Here is a 19,541-nt window from a genome sequence, read left to right as displayed (position 1 = left end):
GACGATTATCTTCCCCGCAGCTGGAGTTACTGGCGTTTGTTCTGTTGACGTTGGTCATGGTTGGCGCCGGTCTTGGCTGGCGCCAACCGCTGAATGTCGATGAAGAGCGTTTTCTCGGCGTGGCCCTGGAAATGCTGCAGAACGGTTCCTGGTTCATTCCCCATCGCGCTGGCGAAATCTACGCCGACAAGCCGCCGTTGTTCATGTGGGCGGTGGCGTTGTTCGTGCAGTTGACCCATCTGCCCAAAGTTGCCCTGTACTTGCCCGCGCTGCTGGCAAGCGCGGTGACTACGGCGTGTTTGTATGACTTGGGCCGGCGCTTGTGGGGGCGGCGGGTGGGTGTGATCGCCGCGCTGTTGTTCCTGGCGACCTACCAGACCTACAGCATCTTGCGGACCGGGCAGATTGACGGCTTCCTTGCCCTTTGGACGATTCTGGGGGTCTATGGGTTATGCCGGCATCTGTTGCTTGGCCCGGCCTGGGGCTGGTACTACGTTGCCTGTGGGGCGATGGGGCTTGGCATCATCAGCAAAGGCGTGGGCTTTCTGCCGGTGTTGATGCTGATTCCCTACGCCTACGCGGTGCGCAAAGGTTGGAAAGGGGTGGTGGCCATGCCTGGCCAGGCAGGACGCTGGTGCCTGGGGCTGCTGGTAGCATTGGCCGCCATCGGATTATGGCTGGGGCCTTTGCTGGTGATTGTCTGGCAGGGCAGCCCCGACAGCCTGGCTTACGCCCAGGAAATCCTGTTCAAGCAAACGGCGGGGCGTTATGCCAACGCATGGGAGCACCGCGAACCCTTCTGGTATTTCTTCGTCCAGGTGATCCCCAAGTACTGGCTACCGATTGTGTTCATGCTCCCCTGGCTGGTGCCGGCCTGGCGCAAACAATTGCTCAAGCACGACGGTCGGGTGTTGGTACTGCTCGGCTGGGTATTGTTGGTGTTGTTGTTCTTTAGCCTGAGCAGCGGCAAACGCAAGCTGTATATCTTTCCTGCATTACCCGGGTTGATTCTGTTGGTGGCGCCGCTTGTCCCGTGGATGCTGCGTCGCTGGTTCGGCCGGCGTCCCAGGGGCAGGGTGGTGTTCAAGGTACTGACTGCACTGTGGCTGTGCGCCTGGTTTGTACGCGGCTTCGTCGAGCCTCACAAAGAGGGTATCAACCCCCACGAAACCCTCATGCGCGATGTGGCACGGCTGACTGCAAACGCACCATTGGTCCTGGTCGGTTGGCGGGAGGGGCACTGGCTCTTCGCGCAACAACCCATCGTGCATTTTGGCTTCCATGGCAGCCAATCCCTGGAGCAATCCGCCCTCTGGCTGCGCAACCACCCGCAGGCCTATGCCTTGGTACCTGCCCGGGATCTGGCGCGCTGTTACGACCCGCAAAAGGCTCGTCGTGTCGGCGATACCTCAAGGGCCGAGTGGTTCCTGGTAGGGGCTGATGCGGACAACCAGAACTGCCAGTCGCCGGCGCCAGAGAAAGTTTATTCATTCACATGGGCTCATCCCTTGTAGCGTCTGGAGTCCCGCTACGCGAGCAAGCTCGCTCCCACAGTGGATTTGTGGTGGTCCTGGATCTTGTGACCGCCCAGAGCCCGTGTGGGAGCGAGCTTGCTCGCGATGAGGCCATTACTGCCAACACATCCCCCAAACCATGGCCAAACCAGTCAAGCAACTTGATGGCTTTGACCATTGCCCCCATGGCCCTTCGGCGCGAGTATTTCCCTGCTGTCTACGGTTCCCCCAACCAATAAAAAATACAGAGGGATTCTGCTCATGCGCGATTATTCGTCCGCCACGTCGCAGTTCGATTACCTGCACACCGTCAACGCCGCGCTGCACGGCTCGCTCGAGGCACTCAATGCCTGTGTCGAGTGTTGCGACCGGCATGCGTTGCCAGGGCGCATTGCCCTGTTCTGGGAGGGCCGCGACGGCAGCGACGCGACTTGGACTTACCGCGACTTGCAGGACCACGCCGCGCGTTTCGCCAATTTTCTCCTGGCCCAAGGTGTCGGCAAGGGTGACAAAGTGGCCGGCCTGCTGCCGCGTAACGCTGAACTGCTGATCGTGGTGCTCGCCACTTGGCGCATCGGGGCGGTGTATCAACCGCTGTTTACCGCGTTCGGGCCCAAGGCCATCGAGCACCGCCTCGGCAGCTCCGGTGCGCGTATGGTCGTCACTGATGCGGTCAACCGCCCCAAGCTCCACGAAGTCGCCGGTTGCCCCACCGTGGTCACGGTCGGCGGCGACAAAGGCCAGGGTATCGTCCGCGGCGACTACAGTTTCTGGGCCGAAGTGGCGAACCACTCCAGCCAGTGTGAGCCTGTGATGCTTACCGGCGAAGACCCGTTCCTGCTGATGTTCACCTCCGGTACCACGGGACCGGCCAAGGCGCTGTCAGTGCCACTCAAGGCCATCGTCGCGTTCCAGAGCTACACCCGTGATGCCGTGGACCTGCGCCCCGAAGACGCCTTCTGGAACGTGGCTGACCCGGGTTGGGCCTACGGCATCTACTTCGGCGTCACCGGGCCGTTGGCCATGGGGCATCCCATCACGTTCTACGATGGCCCGTTCACCCTGGAAAGTACCTGCCGGGTGATCAATAAATACGGCATCACCAACCTCACCGGTTCACCCACGGCCTATCGTTTGCTGATTGCCGGGGGCGAGCAGTTCGCTCGGTCGATCAAGGGCAAGCTGCGCATCGTCAGCAGTGCCGGCGAGCCGTTGAACCCGGAGGTAATCCGCTGGTTCGCCGACAACCTGGACGTGGTGATCCATGACCATTACGGCCAGACCGAACTGGGCATGGTGCTGTGCAACCATCATGGGCTAGCGCATCCGGTGCATCTGGGGGCGGCCGGTTTCGCTTCGCCAGGCCATCGGGTCGTGGTGCTGGATGAAAACCATCGGGAACTGGGCATCGGTCAGCCCGGGATACTTGCTATCGACCGCAGCCAGTCGCCGATGTGCTGGTTTGCCGGTTACGAAGGCGGCCCGACCAAAGCTTTCGTCGGCGACTATTACCTGAGCGGTGACACCGTCGAACTCAACCCCGATGGCAGCATCAGCTTCGTCGGCCGCAGCGACGACGTCATCACTACCTCGGGCTATCGCGTCGGCCCGTTCGACGTGGAAAGCGCGCTGATCGAACACCCCGCCGTGGTGGAAGCGGCTGTAATCGGCAAACCTGATCCGGAACGCACCGAGCTGGTGAAGGCCTTCGTGGTGCTCAGTGGCCAATACCGTGCCGCGCCGGAGCTGGCTGAGGAACTGCGTCAGCACGTACGCAAACGCCTCGCGGCCCATGCCTATCCCCGTGAAATCGAATTTGTCAGCGACTTGCCGAAAACCCCAAGCGGCAAATTGCAGCGCTTTATCTTGCGCAACCAAGAGATCGCCAAGGCCCAAGAAGCCGCGGCGCAGAACGTTTCAGCTTGAACCCAAGGAAACCATGATGCACATCGACAACAAGATTTTCCTCGTCAGCGGCGGTGCCTCCGGCCTCGGTGCGGCCACCGGCGAAATGCTGGTCAAGGCCGGCGCCAAGGTGATGCTGGTGGACCTCAATGCCGACGCCGTGGTTGCCCAAGCGCAAAAACTCGGCTGCCAGAGCGTGGTGGCGGACATCAGCAACGAGGCGGCGGCTGAAGCGGCGGTCAAGGCCACTGTCACTGCGTTCGGTGGCCTCAATGGCCTGGTGAATTGCGCGGGCATCGTGCGCGGCGAGAAGATCCTCGGCAAGAACGGCCCCCATGCGCTGGCCAGCTTCAGCCAGGTGATCAACGTCAACTTGATCGGTAGCTTCAACTTGCTGCGTCTGGCCGCTGCCGCCATCAGTGAAACCGAGGCCGATGCCGACGGCGAGCGTGGCGTGATCATCAACACCGCTTCGGTGGCGGCCTTCGACGGCCAGATCGGCCAGGCAGCCTATGCGGCCTCCAAAGGTGCCATCGCCAGCCTGACCCTGCCAGCCGCCCGCGAACTGGCGCGTTTCGGCATTCGTGTAATGACCATCGCCCCAGGCATTTTCGAAACCCCGATGATGGCCGGCATGACGCCTGAAGTACGCGATTCCCTGGCTGCCGGCGTGCCATTCCCACCGCGCCTGGGCAAACCGACCGAGTACGCGGCGCTGGTCAGGCATATCATTGAAAACAGCATGCTCAACGGCGAGGTGATCCGTCTCGACGGCGCCCTGCGTATGGCTGCCAAATAAGGAGGATTCATGATGTCCAACGATCCGATTGTCATCGTCAGTGCCGTCCGCACCCCCATGGGCGGCTTTCAAGGTGAATTGAAAAGCCTCACGGCCCCGCAATTGGGGGCTGCCGCGATCAAGGCAGCGGTAAAACGTGCCGGCATCGCGCCTGGTGCGGTCGAAGAAGTGCTGTTCGGTTGTGTGCTCGCCGCCGGCCTGGGCCAGGCCCCGGCCCGTCAGGCCGCGCTGGGGGCCGGGCTGGACAGGTCGACCCGTTGCACCACGCTCAACAAAATGTGCGGTTCGGGCATGGAAGCGACGATCCTCGCCCACGACATGCTCATCGCCGGCAGTGCCGAGGTGGTCGTGGCCGGGGGGATGGAAAGCATGTCCAACGCGCCATACCTGCTCGACCGTGCCCGCGGCGGTTACCGCATGGGCCACGGCCGGGTGCTCGACCATATGTTCCTCGACGGCCTGGAGGACGCCTACGACAAAGGTCGGCTGATGGGCACCTTTGCCGAGGATTGCGCCGAAGCCAACGGTATCAGCCGCGAAGCCCAGGATGCCTTCGCCATTGCCTCCACCACCCGCGCCCAGCAGGCGATCAAGGAGGGCCGTTTCGATGCCGAGATCGTGCCGCTGCAGGTCATGGTCGGTAAGGAACAGGTGACCATTAGCCACGACGAGCAACCGCCCAAGGCGCGGATCGACAAGATCGCCGCGCTGAAACCGGCTTTCCGCGAGGGCGGCACCGTGACCGCGGCCAACGCCAGTTCCATTTCCGACGGCGCCGCTGCCCTGGTGCTGATGCGCCAGAGCCAGGCGGCCCAGCGTGGCCTCAAGCCCCTGGCAGTGATTCACGGCCATGCAGCGTTTGCCGACACACCGAGCCTGTTTCCAACGGCACCGATTGGCGCAGTGAAAAAACTGCTGAACAAAACCGGTTGGGCGCTGGATGAGGTGGATCTGTTCGAAGTCAACGAAGCCTTTGCCGTGGTGGGGTTGGTCGCCATGAACCAACTGGAAATTCCCCATGAAAAGATCAATGTTCATGGCGGTGCCTGTGCCCTGGGCCATCCCATTGGCGCCTCCGGTGCGCGGATCCTGGTGACGTTGCTCTCGGCCCTGCGCCAGAAAGGTCTCAAGCGCGGCGTCGCGGCGATTTGCATCGGCGGCGGCGAAGCCACGGCCATGGCCGTTGAATGCCTGTATTAAGGAATCAGCATGCTCCCGACTGAAGAACAGATTCAAATCAGTGACGTGGCCCGGCAGTTCGCCCAGGAGCGCTTGAAACCGTTCGCCGCCGAATGGGACCGCGAGCACCGCTTTCCCCGGGAGGCCATCGATGAAATGGCCGAGCTGGGTTTTTTCGGCATGCTCGTGCCGGAGCAATGGGGCGGTTGCGACACCGGCTACCTGACCTATGCCATGGCCCTGGAAGAAATCGCGGCGGGCGATGGGGCGTGCTCGACCATCATGAGCGTGCATAACTCAGTGGGCTGCGTGCCGATCCTCAAGTTCGGCAATGATGAACAAAAGGCCCGCTTCCTCATGCCGTTGGCCAGCGGTGCAATGCTCGGTGCTTTCGCCCTGACCGAGCCCCAGGCCGGCTCGGACGCCAGCAGCCTCAAGACCCGGGCACGCCGGGAGGATGACCATTACGTGCTCAACGGTTGCAAGCAATTCATCACGTCCGGGCAGAATGCCGGGGTGGTGATTGTGTTCGCGGTGACTGATCCGGACGCTGGCAAGCGCGGTATCAGCGCGTTCATCGTGCCCACTGATTCACCGGGCTACAGCGTAGCGCGGGTCGAGGACAAGCTCGGCCAGCACGCCTCCGACACCTGCCAGATCCTGTTCGAGGATGTGAAGGTGCCGCTGGGCAATCGCCTGGGGGAGGAGGGGGAGGGCTATAAGATCGCCCTGGCGAACCTGGAAGGCGGGCGCGTCGGTATTGCGGCACAATCGGTGGGCATGGCTCGCGCCGCGTTCGAGGCCGCCCGGGACTATGCCCGGGAGCGGGAAAGTTTCGGCAAGCCGATCATCGAGCACCAGGCCGTAGCGTTTCGCTTGGCGGACATGGCCACCCAGATCGCTGTGGCCCGGCAAATGGTGCACTACGCCGCGGCCCTGCGGGATAACGGCCAGCCTGCGCTGGTGGAAGCGTCCATGGCCAAGCTGTTCGCCTCGGAAATGGCCGAAAAAGTCTGTTCCATGGCGTTGCAAACCCTGGGTGGCTACGGTTACCTCAACGACTTCCCGCTGGAACGCATCTACCGCGACGTGCGGGTCTGCCAGATCTACGAAGGCACCAGCGACATTCAGCGCATGGTCATTTCGCGCAATCTTTGAACAGGAGTCCTGCATGAGCTACGAAACGATTTTATTGGAGATCAAGGACCGCGTCGGTCTGATCACCCTCAACCGTCCCCAAGCGTTGAATGCCTTGAACGCGCAGATTGTCAGCGAGTTGAACCAGGCGCTGGACAGCCTGGAAGCCGATCCGAAGATTGGCTGCATCGTGCTGACTGGCTCGAAGAAAGCTTTCGCCGCCGGGGCGGACATCAAGGAAATGGCCGAGCTGACCTACCCGCAGATCTACCTGGACGACCTGTTCAGCGACAGCGACCGCGTGGCCAACCGCCGCAAGCCGATCATTGCTGCGGTGAACGGCTTTGCCTTGGGTGGCGGTTGCGAGCTGGCGTTGATGTGCGACTTCATCCTGGCCGGCGACAACGCCAGGTTCGGCCAGCCGGAAATCAACCTCGGGGTACTGCCGGGCATGGGCGGCACCCAACGCTTGACCCGGGCGGTCGGCAAGGCCAAGGCCATGGAAATGTGCCTGACCGGGCGCTTCATTGACGCGGTGGAAGCTGAGCGTTGCGGCATCGTCGCGCGCATTGTACCGGCCGATGAGCTGCTGGATGAGGCGCTGAAAACGGCGGCGTTGATCGCCTCCAAGTCAGTGCCCATCAGCATGATGGTCAAGGAAAGCGTCAACCGCGCCTTTGAAGTCAGCCTGTCCGAAGGCGTGCGCTTCGAACGCCGGGTATTCCACGCGGCATTTGCGACGCAGGATCAGAAGGAAGGCATGGCGGCATTCGTGGCCAAGCGGGCGGCGGAGTTCCAGGACAAGTAAGGCGGCGTCCTGACTGCCGCCATCGCGAGCAAGCTCGCTCCCACATAGGATTTGTGGTGTACGCAACATCGGCGTACGCCACCAGCCCCTGTGGGAGCGGGCTTGCTCGCGATGCTTTTGCAGCCATCACACCAGGTAGTGTTTCAACTCCCGGGCAATGACCATCCGCTGTATCTCGCTCGACCCTTCATAGATTTGGGTAATCCGCGCATCGCGGTAGTAGCGCTCCACCGGGTAATCCTCGAGGTAGCCGTACCCACCATGAATCTGTATCGCCGAGGAGCAGACCTTCTCGGCCATCTCCGAGGCGAACAGCTTGGCTTGGGAGGCCTCGGACAGGCACGGTTTGCCGGCACTGCGTAGCCGGGCGGCGTGCAGGATCAGCAAGCGGGCAGCGTTCAGGCGGGTGTGCATGTCGGCCAACAGGTTGGCGATGCTCTGGTGCTCGATGATTGGCTTGTCGAACTGCACCCGATCCCGCGAGTAAGCCAGGGCCGCTTCAAACGCTGCACGGGCGATGCCCAAGGCTTGTGCGGCGATGCCGATGCGGCCACCTTCCAGGTTGGAGAGGGCGATTGCCAGGCCTTTTCCGCGAGCCCCCAACAGGTTGGCTTCGGGAATGCTGCAGTTGTTCAAGGTTACGGCACAGGTATCCGAAGCGCGGATGCCCATTTTGTGTTCGGTGCGATCAACGATGAAACCCGGCGTATCGGTCGGCACCAGGAACGCCGAGATGCCTTTTTTACCCAGTTCAGGGTCCGTCACGGCAAAGACAATCGCCAGTTTCGCCCGCTTGCCGTTGCTGACGAACTGCTTGGCGCCGTTGATCACCCATTGACCGTCCCGCAGTTCGGCGCGGGTGCGCAGGTTGTGGGCCTCGGAGCCCGCCTGGGGTTCGGTCAGGCAGAAGCAACCAATGACTTTGCCGCTGGCAAGGTCGGTCAGCCAAGTCTGTTTCTGCTCGTCGGTGCCAAAATTGAGTACCGGCCCGCAACCCACCGAGTTGTGAATGCTCATCAGCGCCCCAGTGGCGCCGTCGCCCGCGGAGATCTCTTCCACCGCCAGGGCGTAGGCTACGTAATCGACATAGGTGCCACCCCATTCCTCCGGCACCACCATGCCCAACAGGCCCAGTTCGCCCATCTTCGACACCAGGCCGTCGTCGATCCAGCCGGCCTTTTCCCAGGCCTGGGCGTGGGGCGCGATCTCGCCGCGGGCGAAATCCCGGGCCATGTCGCGGATCATCACTTGTTCTTCGGTCAGTTCGAGGTCATGCATGGTTCAATTCCCGTGGTCGTTGAAGCCGTCGAAGAAACTCGCCACGTGGCGGGCGTCCAACGCCTCCAGGGTCGGCGGGTTCCAGCGCGGGTTCTTGTCTTTGTCGATCAGCAAGGCGCGTACGCCTTCGATCAGGTCGCCGCGTTCGAACCATTGCCGGTCCAGGTGCAGTTCCAGGGCAAAACAGTCTTCCAGGCTCAGGTGTCGCCCGCGCCGCAGCATCTCCAGGGTCACGGCCATTGCCAGAGGCGAGCGGGTGTCCATCAGGTCGGCGGTTTTCACCGCCCATTCATGGCTGTTGGCGACCGTGACCTGGCGCAGTTGCTCGACCATGCTGGGGACATCGGGCAGGGCGAAGAAGTGGTCGATCACCGGGCGCAGATCAGCCAGGGGCGGGGCGGGCAGTTGCTGCACACCGAGTTTCGCCAGCAGGCTTTGCAAGTCCTTGAGCGGGGTATCGCCCCACTCCAAGCGATCGAGGCGCGCATCGAGCTGTTCAAGCTTGCGACTGTCCAGGTACCAGTCGGCCAGTCCGCAATACAAGGCGTCAGCCGCGCGGATCTGCACGCCGCTGACGCCCAGGTAGATCCCCAGTTCGCCAGGAATGCGCGGCAGGAAGTAACTGCCGCCCACGTCCGGGAAGTAACCGATGCCGACTTCCGGCATGCCCAGGCGGCTGCGTTCGGTCACCACCCGCAGGTCGGCGCCTTGGGCCAGCCCCATGCCGCCACCCAGGACGAAGCCGTCCAGCAGGGCGAGAATCGGTTTGCGGTAATGATGGATCGTCAGGTCGAGGGCGTATTCCTCGACGAAAAAATCTTCATGCAGCGTATCGCCCTGCTTGTGGCTGTCGTACAGCGAGCGGATATCGCCGCCGGCGCAAAACGCCTTGTCGCCGGCGCCGCGCAGTACCACCGCACGGACCTGTGGGTCGAGGGCCCAGGTATCGAGTTGTTGTTGCAAGCTGCGCACCATGCCCAGGGTGAGGGCATTGAGGCCGGCGGGGCGGTTCAGGGTCAAGTGGCCGATATGGTTGCGGACTTCCACCAAAACCTCATGGGCCATGGCTTCGACGGTCCCTGTGGCTTGGGATGAAACCTGAGCAGTCATCGCTAACTCCCTGCTTTTATTGTTCTTTATAAATTGTGTCGCGCGTACCTGGCCGGGATCGTAACAGTGCAAATTTGCCTTGCACAACCGGGATACGTGCAGGTCCTGTTTGCATATTTATAGCAGCCACAGGATCAGCCGCGACCCGAAAGCACCTCCGTGATGCTCCGGCGCTTGGCATTTCGTTCGCTGATGTGGATCAACTGCTCAAGATCTTCGGGGGTTACGTCGAAGAACGCTTCCATCTCCGCCAGGGCCAGTTTCAAGTCTTCGCTGGTGATGGCCTGGCGGTCCACAGGGGCATGGTCCGCTGGTATGACGGCCACCGGTTCATTGGCGCGCTTTGGATAGCGCACTCGCGTCAGGTTGTTGTAGGCCAGCGCACTGACCAGCAGGCCGGAACCGGCCAGCATGGCCGCGCCGACGGCCTGCCAGTCCAGGGCGATGATGGAGGAGTCTGCCAGCACCAACGTCGCGGCGACCGCCCCCGCCGGTGGGTGCACGCAACGCAGCCAGCACATCAACACCAGCGCCATGCCGGCGGCCAAGCATGCGCTGCCCAGCGTGCGCCCCAGGACATGGGCCACTAGCAGCGCCACGACGGAGGCGCACAGGTAACCGCCAAAAATCGACCAGGGCTGGGCGAGGGCGCCCGAGGACACTGCAAACAGCAGCACGGCTGAAGCTCCCAGGGGACCGATCAGATGTTGTGCCACCTCCAGGCCATAGACCTGGCTACAGAGCCAGACACTGAACATCGTCCCCAGGGCCATGCCGACGGCGGCGCGGCTCCATTCGGTGGGACGGGTATTGATGGCAGCGGGGAACCAGCGAGCAAGCATTAAGCGAAATCCAAAAAACGAACAAAAAAAGGGGCTTACGGGATAAACCCTGAAAGCCCTTTAAGTGTTCCAACAATTGGGGGAGGAACGGCACACAGTGTGACGTTCGCCACCCTCGCTTACAAATTCATATTAATGCTGCTTGAGTGCATTTATTTTGAGGTAAAGATAACGCTCATGCACTCTTGGAGGCTTGGAACCAGGTTTGTGGGGCGATGGGTAGGTGGCGCGATTGGCCACGGCCCATCGGGAAATAGGTAAAGCCCTTGTCTGCCATGCGTTCCGGGTCGTACAAGTTACGGCCGTCGAAAATCACCGGAGCCTTGAGCCGTTGCTGGATCAGCTCGAAGTCCGGTGCCTTGAACGGCTGCCATTCAGTGCAAATGATCAGCGCATCAGCGCCTGGCAGCACGGATTCCGGCGTGCCCATCAGCATGAGCTTCGACTCGTTGGGGTAAAGCAATTGGGTCTGTTGCATCGCCTCCGGGTCGAAGGCGCGCACGCTGGCGCCGGCGGCCCACAGCGATTCCAGGAGCGCGCGGCTCGGCGCATCGCGCATGTCATCGGTGTTGGGCTTGAAGGCCAGGCCCCACAGCGCAAAAGTCTTGCCGCGCAGGTCGCCCTTGTAGAACGCGTTGATGCGTTCGAACAGCTTGTGCTTCTGCCGCTGGTTGATGGTTTCTACCGCTTGCAGCAGATCGCTGGAACAGTGTGCCTGCTCGGCGGTGTGAATCAGTGCGCGCATGTCTTTGGGGAAACACGAGCCGCCGTAGCCGCACCCCGGGTAAATGAAGTGATAGCCAATGCGCGAATCTGCACCGATGCCCAGGCGCACGGATTCGATATCGGCCCCCAGGTGTTCGGCCAGTTCGGCGATCTGGTTGATGAAACTGATCTTCGTCGCCAGCATGGCGTTGGCCGCGTATTTGGTCAGTTCGGCGCTGCGCAGGTCCATGAACAGGACCCGGTCGTGGTTGCGATTGAACGGTGCGTACAGGTCACGCATGATTTCCCGCACTTCATCGCGCTCGCAGCCGATCACGATGCGATCAGGCCGGCGGCAATCGGCAACCGCGGAGCCTTCCTTGAGAAATTCCGGGTTGGAGACGATATCGAACTGCAACAAGCGCCCGGCCTTGAGCAGGCATTTGTCGATGTGCGCCCGCAGGACATCACCGGTGCCTACCGGCACGGTGGATTTCTCCACCACAAGGACCGGTTGCTCGCGATAACGGGCGACCGCTTCACCGACCGCCAGGACCTGGCACAGGTCTGCCGATCCGTCCTCGCTGGACGGCGTGCCCACCGCAATGAACAACACCTGGCCGTGTTGCACGGCGAGCTGTTCGTCACTGGTGAAATGCAACCGCCCGGCCTCCAGCCCCTCACGCACCAGCGCTGCGAGGCCAGGCTCGAAGATGCTCACCTGGCCTTGGCGCAGGTTATCGACTTTACGTTCGTCGATGTCCATGCACACCACGTCATGGCCCACCTCGGCCAACACGGCGGCTTGCACCAACCCGACGTAACCACTTCCGAATACACTGATTTTCATGGCGGACTCCCTGGATCATTTCCGAGCGGGCGGACATGCACAACCAGCCATTCGCCGCAGTGCGTTGCTTCGAGAATAAGTCGGGGATGTTGCAATTCACTTACAGTCCGTAGCTTTATGGGGGCTTAGCGCAAGGAAGTAAGCTGTCCGGTCCAGGTGCTTTGCCCATGGTTCGGCTCTTTGGAGGGCGCCTGGGTGAAGGACTGATGAGGAAATGAATAGGGAGCAGGGAGCGCCTAGCTGGCATCCAGGCTGTAGCCTGCGGGCAATTGTGCGACGAATTCGCCGACCACTTCCCGCGTCAGGCTGACGATGTCTTCCACCCGTTCCATGCCCGCGCCGGTCCGCCAACTGGCAACGATGTCCATCACCGATGGCAGCGGCACGCCGTCGACCAGGGTCAAGGTCCCTTGGGCCAATTCGCCCAGGACCAACGCGGCGGGCATGGCGCCGATGCCAAAGCCGTCGCGCACCAGGCGAGTGATGGCCGATGCCGAGTTCACACAGTTGATGCGCGGTGAGACGATGTTGGCTGAATGCAGCAGGTTGAGAATGTCCTGGTGAGGGCGCGAGTTGCGCGAGAACGTCACGATGCGTTCCTGGGAAAGCTCCTCCAGCGATGCGTAGTGCCGGTCGTACGCAGAGCCGGTGCGCACCACCCAATGCATCGGGTAACGGGTCAGCAGGGCGTTGCGCACGCTGTCGAGGCGCAGGATGTCAGTCTGGAAAATGATGTCCTGATAACCTTTTTCCAACTGTGAACACAGATTGCTTGCGGTGTCGGCCGACAGCTCGATTTCCAATGCCGGATAACATGCCATCAGCCGGGTGACCAAGGGGCTGAGCCAAGTGTGGATCACCGTGTCCATCGCCCCGATGCGGATGCGACCACGGACCTGGCGCGGGTCCTTGATCACCGCTTTCATGCTTTGCACGGTGTCCATGATGCGCTCGGCGTATTCCAGCACGCGCTGTCCTTCGGATGTCAGCGACACCCCTTTGGAGTCGCGCACGAACAGACGCACGCCCATTTCGTCTTCCAGGGCGGCGATCCGGCTGGAAATGGACGCCTGGGTGGTGAACAGCTTTTCGGCGGTGAGGCGAAAGCTCTTCAGGCGGGCGACCCAGACGAAGGTTTCGAGAAACTTGATGTTCATTTGGGTCGGTTCCTTGAAACGGTCATGAGGGTTGCTGGAAGCTTAGGTCAAGTGCCAAGGGCGGCAGCGATGGTCAGTTAAACAGCCATGCTCGTCACATATTGGATCACCTCATGAAGCTCACCCAGATCCGGTACCTCGCTGATGGCCGCTTCGGGGCTGCACCACGGATAGTCCAGTCCCGATACCCACGCCATGATCGCTGGCAGATCAGTCGCCGGCAGGGTCTTCATGTGTTCAATGGTGATGGTCAGGTGCTCGGCCAGTCTGGACTGCGGATTGAACCGCCAGTCATACCCGCCACAGCCGACCCGCGCTTCGCCGCTGTTCTTGTCTGACATCGCCACCAGCCATTTGCACTGGAACGCATTGGCGTCTGCCGCCGGTGTGGTGCCCAGGCAAAACGTGTAGACGTTTTCGAAGGTCTGGCCAAAGCGCCTGACCAGCACGTCGCCAATGGCGGCCCGGCCTTCAACGTGGCCGGGAAACGAAATGGTGCCCGTGCGCACGTTCATGTCCAGAACGGCATCTGGTGTGAAGGCCCGGTCCAACAGGTGAGGGCGGTTACCGTCCTTGGCATTGATGTACTGTTGAATCGAGCGTTGCGCTGTGTTCATCGCATGTCCTTATCAGTTTGAAAATGGCCTCGTCCGAGGCTCACAAGTCACTGTTGCATAAATCCGTCACCAGCATGCAGCCCGGGGCGTGGGTGATGCACAGTGGTGGGCGCGAGGCCTGGACCACCGATTGAGGCGTCACGCCGCAGGCCCAGAACACCGGGATCTCGTCCGCCTCGACGGGTACAGCGTCACCGTAATCCGGTTTGTCCAAGGCATGGATGCCGATCAGCGCGGGGTCACCGATGTGCACCGGCGCGCCGTGGACGTTGGGCATGCGCCCGGTGATCTGGATCGCCTGGATCGCCGCGGCGGCTTTCATCGGTCGCATGGTCACCACCATTTTGCCAGACAGGCGCGCGGTCGGGCGGGTGTCGATGTTGGTCCGGAACATCGCGACGTTGCGCCCCAGATCGATGTGCCTGAGACGGATTCCCGCCTCCAGCAGGGGTTGTTCAAAGGAGAACGAGCAGCCGAGGGCAAAGGCCACGAGGTCGTCTTGCCACAGGTGTTCGATGTCCAGCGGCTCTTCGCTCAGTTCGCCGTGGCGATAGACTCGGTATTGAGGCACCTCATGGCGGATATCGATGGGGGCGCCCAGGTTACGGAAGAATGGGTCCCCTGGCTCTGTCACATCCAGCAGCGGGCAGGCCTGGCGGTTAAGGGTGCAATAGCGCAGGAATTCGTTGGCCCAGTCGCTGGGCAGAATCACGATGTTGGCCTGCACCCGACCCTGGCCCAGACCGCTGGTATGGCCCTGATATTGGCCAGCGGCGATGTTTTGGCGCAGGGCCTGCGGCGTGCATTGCTGCAATTGCTCGAAAGTCAGGGCAGGTTGAATCATCACGACGTCTCCAAAGGTTCGTGGGTCTTTTGTAGAGAAGCGTGGCAATGACGTCCAACAAGGAATGTTGGTACCCCCAGACAAATAAAAGTTATTCGACAGGTGCCTGGCTGTTCAGGCCGGGAGCCGCCACCATGTGTCGCGAGCCAACGTCAGCGGCGTATTGGCCGACCACTTGGCGGCTCATCTGGACGATGCTCTCGATCAGCTCCAGGCCTACGCCCGCGCGCCACGAGGCGACGACGTCCAGTTGGGGCAGGGCGGTGCCGGGGTCCAGCTGAATCAGTTCGCCGCTGGCCAGGGGCTTGGCCACCAGCGCGGCCGGCAAGGCACCAATACCAAAACCGTCGCGAATCAGCCGGGTCATGGCCGAGACCGAGTTGACGCAACTGACCCGTGGCGCCCCGACACCATGGGCATACAGCAGGTTGAGCACATCCTGATGCGGTCGGGAATGCTTGACGAACGTGATAATCCGCTCGCTGGCCATCTCGACCAGCGAAGCATAGGGGCGGGCATAGATCGAGTGGCTGGCGGCGATCCAGTGCATGGGATAGTGCCCGAGTTCGAGGTTGCGCACGCTTTCGTGGCGAACCAGGTCGGTCTGGAACACGATGTCCAGGTAACCCTTTTGCAACTGTTCGCAAAGATTACGCGCTGCGTCAGCAGTGATTTCGATTTCCACGGCGGGGAAGGCCTGCATCAGCATCGACATCAACGGGCTGAGCCAGGTGTGGATCACCGTGTCCATCACGCCGATGCGCACCAGGCCTTGCTGCGGGCTGGTGGTGTCCAGTGACTGCTTCAACGCCCGCTGGACCTCCAGCATCTGCTCGGCGTAGTCGAGCACCTTCAGACCTTCGGGCGTCAGCGACACCCCGCGCGAATCGCGCACGAACAGGCGCAGGCCCAACTCCTCTTCCAGCGAAGCAATCCGGCTGGAGATCGCCGCCTGGGTACTGAACATTTTTTCGGCGGTCAGGCTGAAGCTTTGCAGCCGGGCAACCCAGACGAAGGTTTCGAGGAACTTGAGGTTCATGGGGGCTCTCTTGGCGCTTGTGGTTCTTATGGTTGCAATTGTTACTCCAGATCGCCTCATCGGGCGCATCAAATTTTCTTATGCCCGATCTGGCTTTTTTCCCGTTTGACGCTGTCCGGATTCGGCGCAAAGAATCCGCTCCACGACACAGGCCACTGTGTCCGCATCCCCAACGACAACGCCTTCACACAAAAATAACGAGGCGTGTCCGTCATCTTCGCTTGCTGCCGCAGGAACCTCCCATGGAAAAGACCATGACTGACTGCGTACCGACAGAGACTGGCCGCACTGGCCCGTTCAGTTGGTATGGCCCCTTGTCGAAAAATGAAAAGCGTACGTTCTGGAGCTGCAAGATCGGCTATGCCCTGGACGGCATGGATACGCAAATGCTGAGTTTTGTCATTCCAACCCTGATCGCGACCTGGGGCATTTCCAAGGGCGATGCCGGGATGATTGGCACCTGTACGCTGCTGGCCTCGGCTGCAGGTGGCTGGATTGCCGGGATTTTGTCCGACCGTATCGGCCGGGTTAGAACCCTGCAACTGACGGTATTGTGGTTCGCGTTCTTCACCTTTTTGTGTGGGCTGGCGCAGAACTACGAACAATTGCTGGTGGCCCGGACCCTGATGGGGTTTGGCTTCGGCGGTGAATGGACCGCAGGTGCGGTGCTGATCGGGGAGGTGATCCGCTCTCAGGACCGCGGCAAAGCGGTGGGTATGGTGCAGGCGGGGTGGGCGTTGGGGTGGGGCGTGACGGCGCTGCTTTATGCCGGGTTGTTCAGCATCCTTGCGCCGGAAGACGCCTGGCGCGCATTGTTCATGATCGGTCTGGTGCCAGCGCTGTTTGTGTTGGTGATCCGTCGGCTGGTCAAGGAGTCGGACACCTTCGAACACGCTGTGCGTGAGCGCACGGCCAAGCCGGAGCAGGATTCGCGCTGGGCGTTCTTCGAAATCTTTGCGCCGCGGATGCTCAGCACCACGTTGCGCGCCTCGTTGTTGACCACCGGTGCGCTGAGGGGCTATTACGCAATTACCACTTGGTTGCCGACGTACCTGAAAACCGAGCGTGGCCTGAGTGTGCTCGGCACGGGTGGTTATCTGGCGATGGTCATCGTCGGCTCCTACATCGGCTATGTGAGCAGTGCGCTGCTGACCGACGCCATCGGTCGAAAGAAGAACTTCATCCTGTTCGCTGTCGGCTCCATGGCCATTGTCCTGGCATACACCCAATTGCCCATCGATAACACCTGGATGCTCTGGCTGGGCTTTCCTCTGGGCTTCTTTGCCTCGGGCATTTTCGCCGGCATGGGGGCGTTCCTGACCGAGCTGTTTCCAACGCGTATGCGTGGGTCGGGGCAGGGGTTCTGTTACAACGCCGGGCGCTCCATTGCCGCACTGTTCCCATTGTTCATCGGCATGCTGAGCAACACTTTGCCGATCGGAATCGGCATCGGCGTCTTTGCTGCCGGCGCCTATGGCGTGGTGATCCTGGCAGCGTTGAGCCTGCCAGAAACCCGCGGCAGACAGCTCGAGTCCTGACCGTCCAGAACGTTCGGGCTGCATGGCCCGGACGTCGCCAACAACCTTTTAGAACAACAACCATCGGACGCGCCCGCAAACGCCCCCGAGAGGGTTCGCTCGCGTCCACAAAAGGAGCACACCATGCGACATTTCACATCCACCCAATGGGTCTGCACCCCGGTCGGTACGTTGCTCGGCTTGAGCCTGATCGGTGTGCCGAGCGCCCAGGCGGACTTCATCGCCGACAGTAAAGGCAGTCTGGAAGCACGCAACTTCTACTTCAATCGCGACTTCCGCCAGGAAGGTGCGCGGGACAAGGCCGAAGAGTGGGCACAGGGCTTCCTGTTGCGGATAGAGTCGGGCTACACCGCCGGGACCGTGGGGTTTGGCCTGGATGCCTTGGGCATGGCCGGTTTCAAGCTGGACTCCGGTGGCGGCACCGCAGGCACTAATCTGTTACCCCCGGACCTGTCGGGTGGTTCTCAGGATCGCTACGGCGAACTGGGCTTGACCGCCAAAGCGCGCCTCTCCAATAGCACCCTGAAGTTGGGGACGCTGCAAATCAAAGACCCGGTGGTCAGCTCCAACGACACCCGTCTGCTTCCAGGTACCTTCGAGGGCGGCCTGCTGAGCGTGCAGGAAATCGATCGTTTGAAGTTGACTGGTGGGCAACTCACCCAGATCAACTTTGTCGATTCCACCGACTACCAGGACATGACTGCCAACCGCATCGGTGGAACCAGCGACAAGTTCCAGTTCGCCGGTGCCGACTATCAGTTCCTGCCCAACCTCACGGCGCAGTATCGATATGGCAAGCTGGAAAACATCTACCAGCAGAACTACCTTGGATTCGTCCACACCCTGGACCTGGGGGCAGGGCAGTCGCTCAAGAGCGACGTACGTTATTCGCGCAGCACCGAAGACGGCAACTTCCGTGATATCGACAACCAGGCCTTTGGCGCGCTGTTTACCTACAGTCTCGGCGGCCATGCGCTGGGCCTGGGCTACCAACGCATGAGTGGCGACGATCCGTTTCCCTACATCAGTCGCAGCGATCCCTACCTGGTCAACTTCGTGCAGATCGGCGATTTCGCCAACATCGACGAACGCTCCTGGCAAGCACGCTACGACTACAACTTCGCGGCGGTAGGCGTGCCGGGGCTGACCTTCATGACGCGCTACATTTCAGGCGACAACGTGCAACGCGCGGCACCAGGAGAAGGCAAGGAGTGGGAACGCAATACGGATATCGCCTATGTGGTGCAGGACGGCACGTTGAAGGGGCTGGGTTTCAAATGGCGTAATGCGTCGGTACGTTCGAACTTTGGCAATGACCTGGATGAGAACCGGTTGATCGTCAGCTATACGGTTGCGCTTTGGTAAGTTTTTAGCGCAGGCAACAACGCCGCTCGCTGAGTGCAACGTTGTTCACTTAAAGCGGGCGGTCAAGGAACAACAATCGTGCCGCCAGCGCTGCCATGACTGCGGCAAAACCGTAGGTCCCCAGGCGTTTCTGGATCCGGCCGTTGGCCAGTTTTCCTTTCAGTTGCCCGGCACAGACGCCAAGCAGGGAATGAAAGATGAGCGCAATCAACGCAAGCAACGCCCCAAGGAAGACCAATTGGAAGCTGACATTGCCTTTCGTTACGGTGACGAATTGGGGCAGGAACACCATGAAAAATAAGAGCGCCTTGGGGTTCAAGAGGCTATTGAGAGCGCCTCGAGCGAAGATTTTCCAAAAGGACGCCATCTGAGGCTGAGTGTTCTGAGTCACCGTTGGTGTTCTCAGCGCTTGCCAGGCGAGCCAAAGCAGATAGCCGGCCCCGGCCAGGCGGAGCAATTCGAATGCCGGTGCCCAGCTCATCACCAGTGCACCAATACCTGCGCTGACCATAACGGTCATCAGTAAGTCGGAGAAGGAAATACCGAGCGCGGCCGCCAAGCCCGCACGCCAACCGTGGGCCAGCCCATGGCTGGTTACAAAGGCCATGTTGGGACCCGGAACGATCAACAAAAGCATGGCGGCGATCACAAACAGATAGAGGTTGGCTGAGTCCGGCATGGGCATCACTCCGTAGGTAGAGCCATGACGGTAAGTGAACCGCTCAGGCGGCGTTAGCTACAGTCAGTGCCTATCTGATAGCAACAGTCGTTTTCTCTCAGACGACTTCGTCACAGAATCGGACTGCCGAGCCTGCTGGACGACCTGACGCTATCGCGATAGGCCGGCGCTTGCC

17 protein-coding genes are annotated in these 19,541 nt (G+C 61.2%); 8 read left to right on the top strand and 9 right to left on the bottom strand.

What is annotated here, in order from left to right; all coding sequences use genetic code 11:
• Nucleotides 1–56 precede the first annotated feature (56 nt).
• The 6 genes from J9870_RS14845 (at nt 57) to J9870_RS14820 (ending at nt 7,342) form a co-directional block, all read left to right on the top strand.
• Nucleotides 57–1,514, top strand: a complete 1,458-nt coding sequence (locus J9870_RS14845) for a glycosyltransferase family 39 protein (protein ID WP_210645286.1) — start codon at nt 57–59, stop codon at nt 1,512–1,514.
• 261 nt (nt 1,515–1,775) lie between these two features.
• Nucleotides 1,776–3,440 (top strand): AMP-binding protein, encoded by a 1,665-nt coding sequence (locus J9870_RS14840; protein WP_210638769.1) that lies wholly within the window; start codon nt 1,776–1,778, stop codon nt 3,438–3,440.
• Between the two features lie 16 nt (nt 3,441–3,456).
• Nucleotides 3,457–4,218: an SDR family NAD(P)-dependent oxidoreductase gene (locus tag J9870_RS14835; protein WP_210645284.1), complete on the top strand. Its 762-nt coding sequence runs from the start codon at nt 3,457–3,459 to the stop codon at nt 4,216–4,218.
• A 12-nt stretch (nt 4,219–4,230) separates the two neighbouring features.
• Entirely contained in the window at nt 4,231–5,418 is a 1,188-nt protein-coding gene (locus J9870_RS14830) for an acetyl-CoA C-acyltransferase (protein ID WP_210645283.1), read from the top strand.
• 9 nt (nt 5,419–5,427) lie between these two features.
• The gene (locus tag J9870_RS14825; protein WP_210638768.1) at nt 5,428–6,555 is read left to right on the top strand and encodes an acyl-CoA dehydrogenase; all 1,128 of its coding nucleotides are present in this window, start codon (nt 5,428–5,430) and stop codon (nt 6,553–6,555) included.
• Nucleotides 6,556–6,568: 13 nt separating this feature from the next.
• Nucleotides 6,569–7,342, top strand: coding sequence for an enoyl-CoA hydratase (locus J9870_RS14820; RefSeq protein WP_210638767.1), 774 nt, complete (start codon nt 6,569–6,571; stop codon nt 7,340–7,342).
• 126 nt (nt 7,343–7,468) lie between these two features.
• Here J9870_RS14820 and J9870_RS14815 read toward each other — a convergent pair whose 3' ends face one another.
• From J9870_RS14815 to J9870_RS14780, 8 genes are all read right to left on the bottom strand, one after another.
• Nucleotides 7,469–8,620, bottom strand: a complete 1,152-nt coding sequence (locus J9870_RS14815; protein ID WP_210638766.1) for an acyl-CoA dehydrogenase family protein — start codon at nt 8,618–8,620, stop codon at nt 7,469–7,471.
• 3 nt (nt 8,621–8,623) lie between these two features.
• A complete protein-coding gene (locus J9870_RS14810) occupies nt 8,624–9,730 on the bottom strand; it encodes an enoyl-CoA hydratase/isomerase family protein (RefSeq protein ID WP_210638765.1) in 1,107 nt (368 codons plus the stop codon).
• Nucleotides 9,731–9,864: 134 nt separating this feature from the next.
• Nucleotides 9,865–10,572, bottom strand: a complete 708-nt coding sequence (locus J9870_RS14805; RefSeq protein ID WP_210638764.1) for an HPP family protein — start codon at nt 10,570–10,572, stop codon at nt 9,865–9,867.
• Between the two features lie 175 nt (nt 10,573–10,747).
• Nucleotides 10,748–12,127, bottom strand: a complete 1,380-nt coding sequence (locus J9870_RS14800) for a UDP-glucose/GDP-mannose dehydrogenase family protein (protein WP_210638763.1) — start codon at nt 12,125–12,127, stop codon at nt 10,748–10,750.
• A 236-nt stretch (nt 12,128–12,363) separates the two neighbouring features.
• Nucleotides 12,364–13,284: a LysR family transcriptional regulator gene (locus J9870_RS14795; protein WP_210638762.1), complete on the bottom strand. Its 921-nt coding sequence runs from the start codon at nt 13,282–13,284 to the stop codon at nt 12,364–12,366.
• A 77-nt stretch (nt 13,285–13,361) separates the two neighbouring features.
• Nucleotides 13,362–13,901, bottom strand: a complete 540-nt coding sequence (locus J9870_RS14790) for a nuclear transport factor 2 family protein (RefSeq protein WP_210638761.1) — start codon at nt 13,899–13,901, stop codon at nt 13,362–13,364.
• Nucleotides 13,902–13,941: 40 nt separating this feature from the next.
• A complete protein-coding gene (locus J9870_RS14785; RefSeq protein ID WP_210638760.1) occupies nt 13,942–14,745 on the bottom strand; it encodes a putative hydro-lyase in 804 nt (267 codons plus the stop codon).
• 91 nt (nt 14,746–14,836) lie between these two features.
• Nucleotides 14,837–15,784, bottom strand: coding sequence for a LysR family transcriptional regulator (locus tag J9870_RS14780; protein WP_210638759.1), 948 nt, complete (start codon nt 15,782–15,784; stop codon nt 14,837–14,839).
• A 254-nt stretch (nt 15,785–16,038) separates the two neighbouring features.
• Between J9870_RS14780 and J9870_RS14775 the strand changes: the two genes are divergently transcribed.
• Both J9870_RS14775 and J9870_RS14770 read left to right on the top strand, forming a co-directional pair.
• Nucleotides 16,039–17,322, top strand: a complete 1,284-nt coding sequence (locus tag J9870_RS14775) for an MFS transporter (RefSeq protein WP_210645281.1) — start codon at nt 16,039–16,041, stop codon at nt 17,320–17,322.
• 123 nt (nt 17,323–17,445) lie between these two features.
• Nucleotides 17,446–18,687 carry an OprD family porin gene (locus J9870_RS14770; protein WP_246883007.1) on the top strand — a complete coding sequence of 414 codons (1,242 nt, stop codon included), beginning with the start codon at nt 17,446–17,448 and terminating at the stop codon, nt 18,685–18,687.
• Nucleotides 18,688–18,736: 49 nt separating this feature from the next.
• Here J9870_RS14770 and J9870_RS14765 read toward each other — a convergent pair whose 3' ends face one another.
• On the bottom strand, nt 18,737–19,366 hold the full coding sequence (locus tag J9870_RS14765; RefSeq protein ID WP_210638758.1) for a LysE family translocator: 630 nt from the start codon (nt 19,364–19,366) through the stop codon (nt 18,737–18,739).
• Nucleotides 19,367–19,541: the final 175 nt, after the last annotated feature.

This window comes from Pseudomonas sp. Tri1 (assembly GCF_017968885.1).
In the GTDB taxonomy this organism is placed as follows: domain Bacteria; phylum Pseudomonadota; class Gammaproteobacteria; order Pseudomonadales; family Pseudomonadaceae; genus Aquipseudomonas.
Note: the sequence above shows the minus strand (reverse complement) of the source record. Positions and strands in the feature narration are given on the sequence as shown.

What these genes read in the sequence shown, in the direction of transcription:
- J9870_RS14845 (WP_210645286.1), top strand. Translation starts at nt 57, where the DNA reads ATGGTTGGCGCCGGTCTTGGCTGGCGCCAACCGCTGAATGTCGATGAA.
- J9870_RS14840 (WP_210638769.1), top strand. Translation starts at nt 1,776, where the DNA reads ATGCGCGATTATTCGTCCGCCACGTCGCAGTTCGATTACCTGCACACC.
- J9870_RS14835 (WP_210645284.1), top strand. Translation starts at nt 3,457, where the DNA reads ATGCACATCGACAACAAGATTTTCCTCGTCAGCGGCGGTGCCTCCGGC.
- J9870_RS14830 (WP_210645283.1), top strand. Translation starts at nt 4,231, where the DNA reads ATGTCCAACGATCCGATTGTCATCGTCAGTGCCGTCCGCACCCCCATG.
- J9870_RS14825 (WP_210638768.1), top strand. Translation starts at nt 5,428, where the DNA reads ATGCTCCCGACTGAAGAACAGATTCAAATCAGTGACGTGGCCCGGCAG.
- J9870_RS14820 (WP_210638767.1), top strand. Translation starts at nt 6,569, where the DNA reads ATGAGCTACGAAACGATTTTATTGGAGATCAAGGACCGCGTCGGTCTG.
- J9870_RS14815 (WP_210638766.1), bottom strand. Translation starts at nt 8,620, where the DNA reads ATGCATGACCTCGAACTGACCGAAGAACAAGTGATGATCCGCGACATG.
- J9870_RS14810 (WP_210638765.1), bottom strand. Translation starts at nt 9,730, where the DNA reads ATGACTGCTCAGGTTTCATCCCAAGCCACAGGGACCGTCGAAGCCATG.
- J9870_RS14805 (WP_210638764.1), bottom strand. Translation starts at nt 10,572, where the DNA reads ATGCTTGCTCGCTGGTTCCCCGCTGCCATCAATACCCGTCCCACCGAA.
- J9870_RS14800 (WP_210638763.1), bottom strand. Translation starts at nt 12,127, where the DNA reads ATGAAAATCAGTGTATTCGGAAGTGGTTACGTCGGGTTGGTGCAAGCC.
- J9870_RS14795 (WP_210638762.1), bottom strand. Translation starts at nt 13,284, where the DNA reads ATGAACATCAAGTTTCTCGAAACCTTCGTCTGGGTCGCCCGCCTGAAG.
- J9870_RS14790 (WP_210638761.1), bottom strand. Translation starts at nt 13,901, where the DNA reads ATGAACACAGCGCAACGCTCGATTCAACAGTACATCAATGCCAAGGAC.
- J9870_RS14785 (WP_210638760.1), bottom strand. Translation starts at nt 14,745, where the DNA reads ATGATTCAACCTGCCCTGACTTTCGAGCAATTGCAGCAATGCACGCCG.
- J9870_RS14780 (WP_210638759.1), bottom strand. Translation starts at nt 15,784, where the DNA reads ATGAACCTCAAGTTCCTCGAAACCTTCGTCTGGGTTGCCCGGCTGCAA.
- J9870_RS14775 (WP_210645281.1), top strand. Translation starts at nt 16,039, where the DNA reads ATGACTGACTGCGTACCGACAGAGACTGGCCGCACTGGCCCGTTCAGT.
- J9870_RS14770 (WP_246883007.1), top strand. Translation starts at nt 17,446, where the DNA reads ATGCGACATTTCACATCCACCCAATGGGTCTGCACCCCGGTCGGTACG.
- J9870_RS14765 (WP_210638758.1), bottom strand. Translation starts at nt 19,366, where the DNA reads ATGCCGGACTCAGCCAACCTCTATCTGTTTGTGATCGCCGCCATGCTT.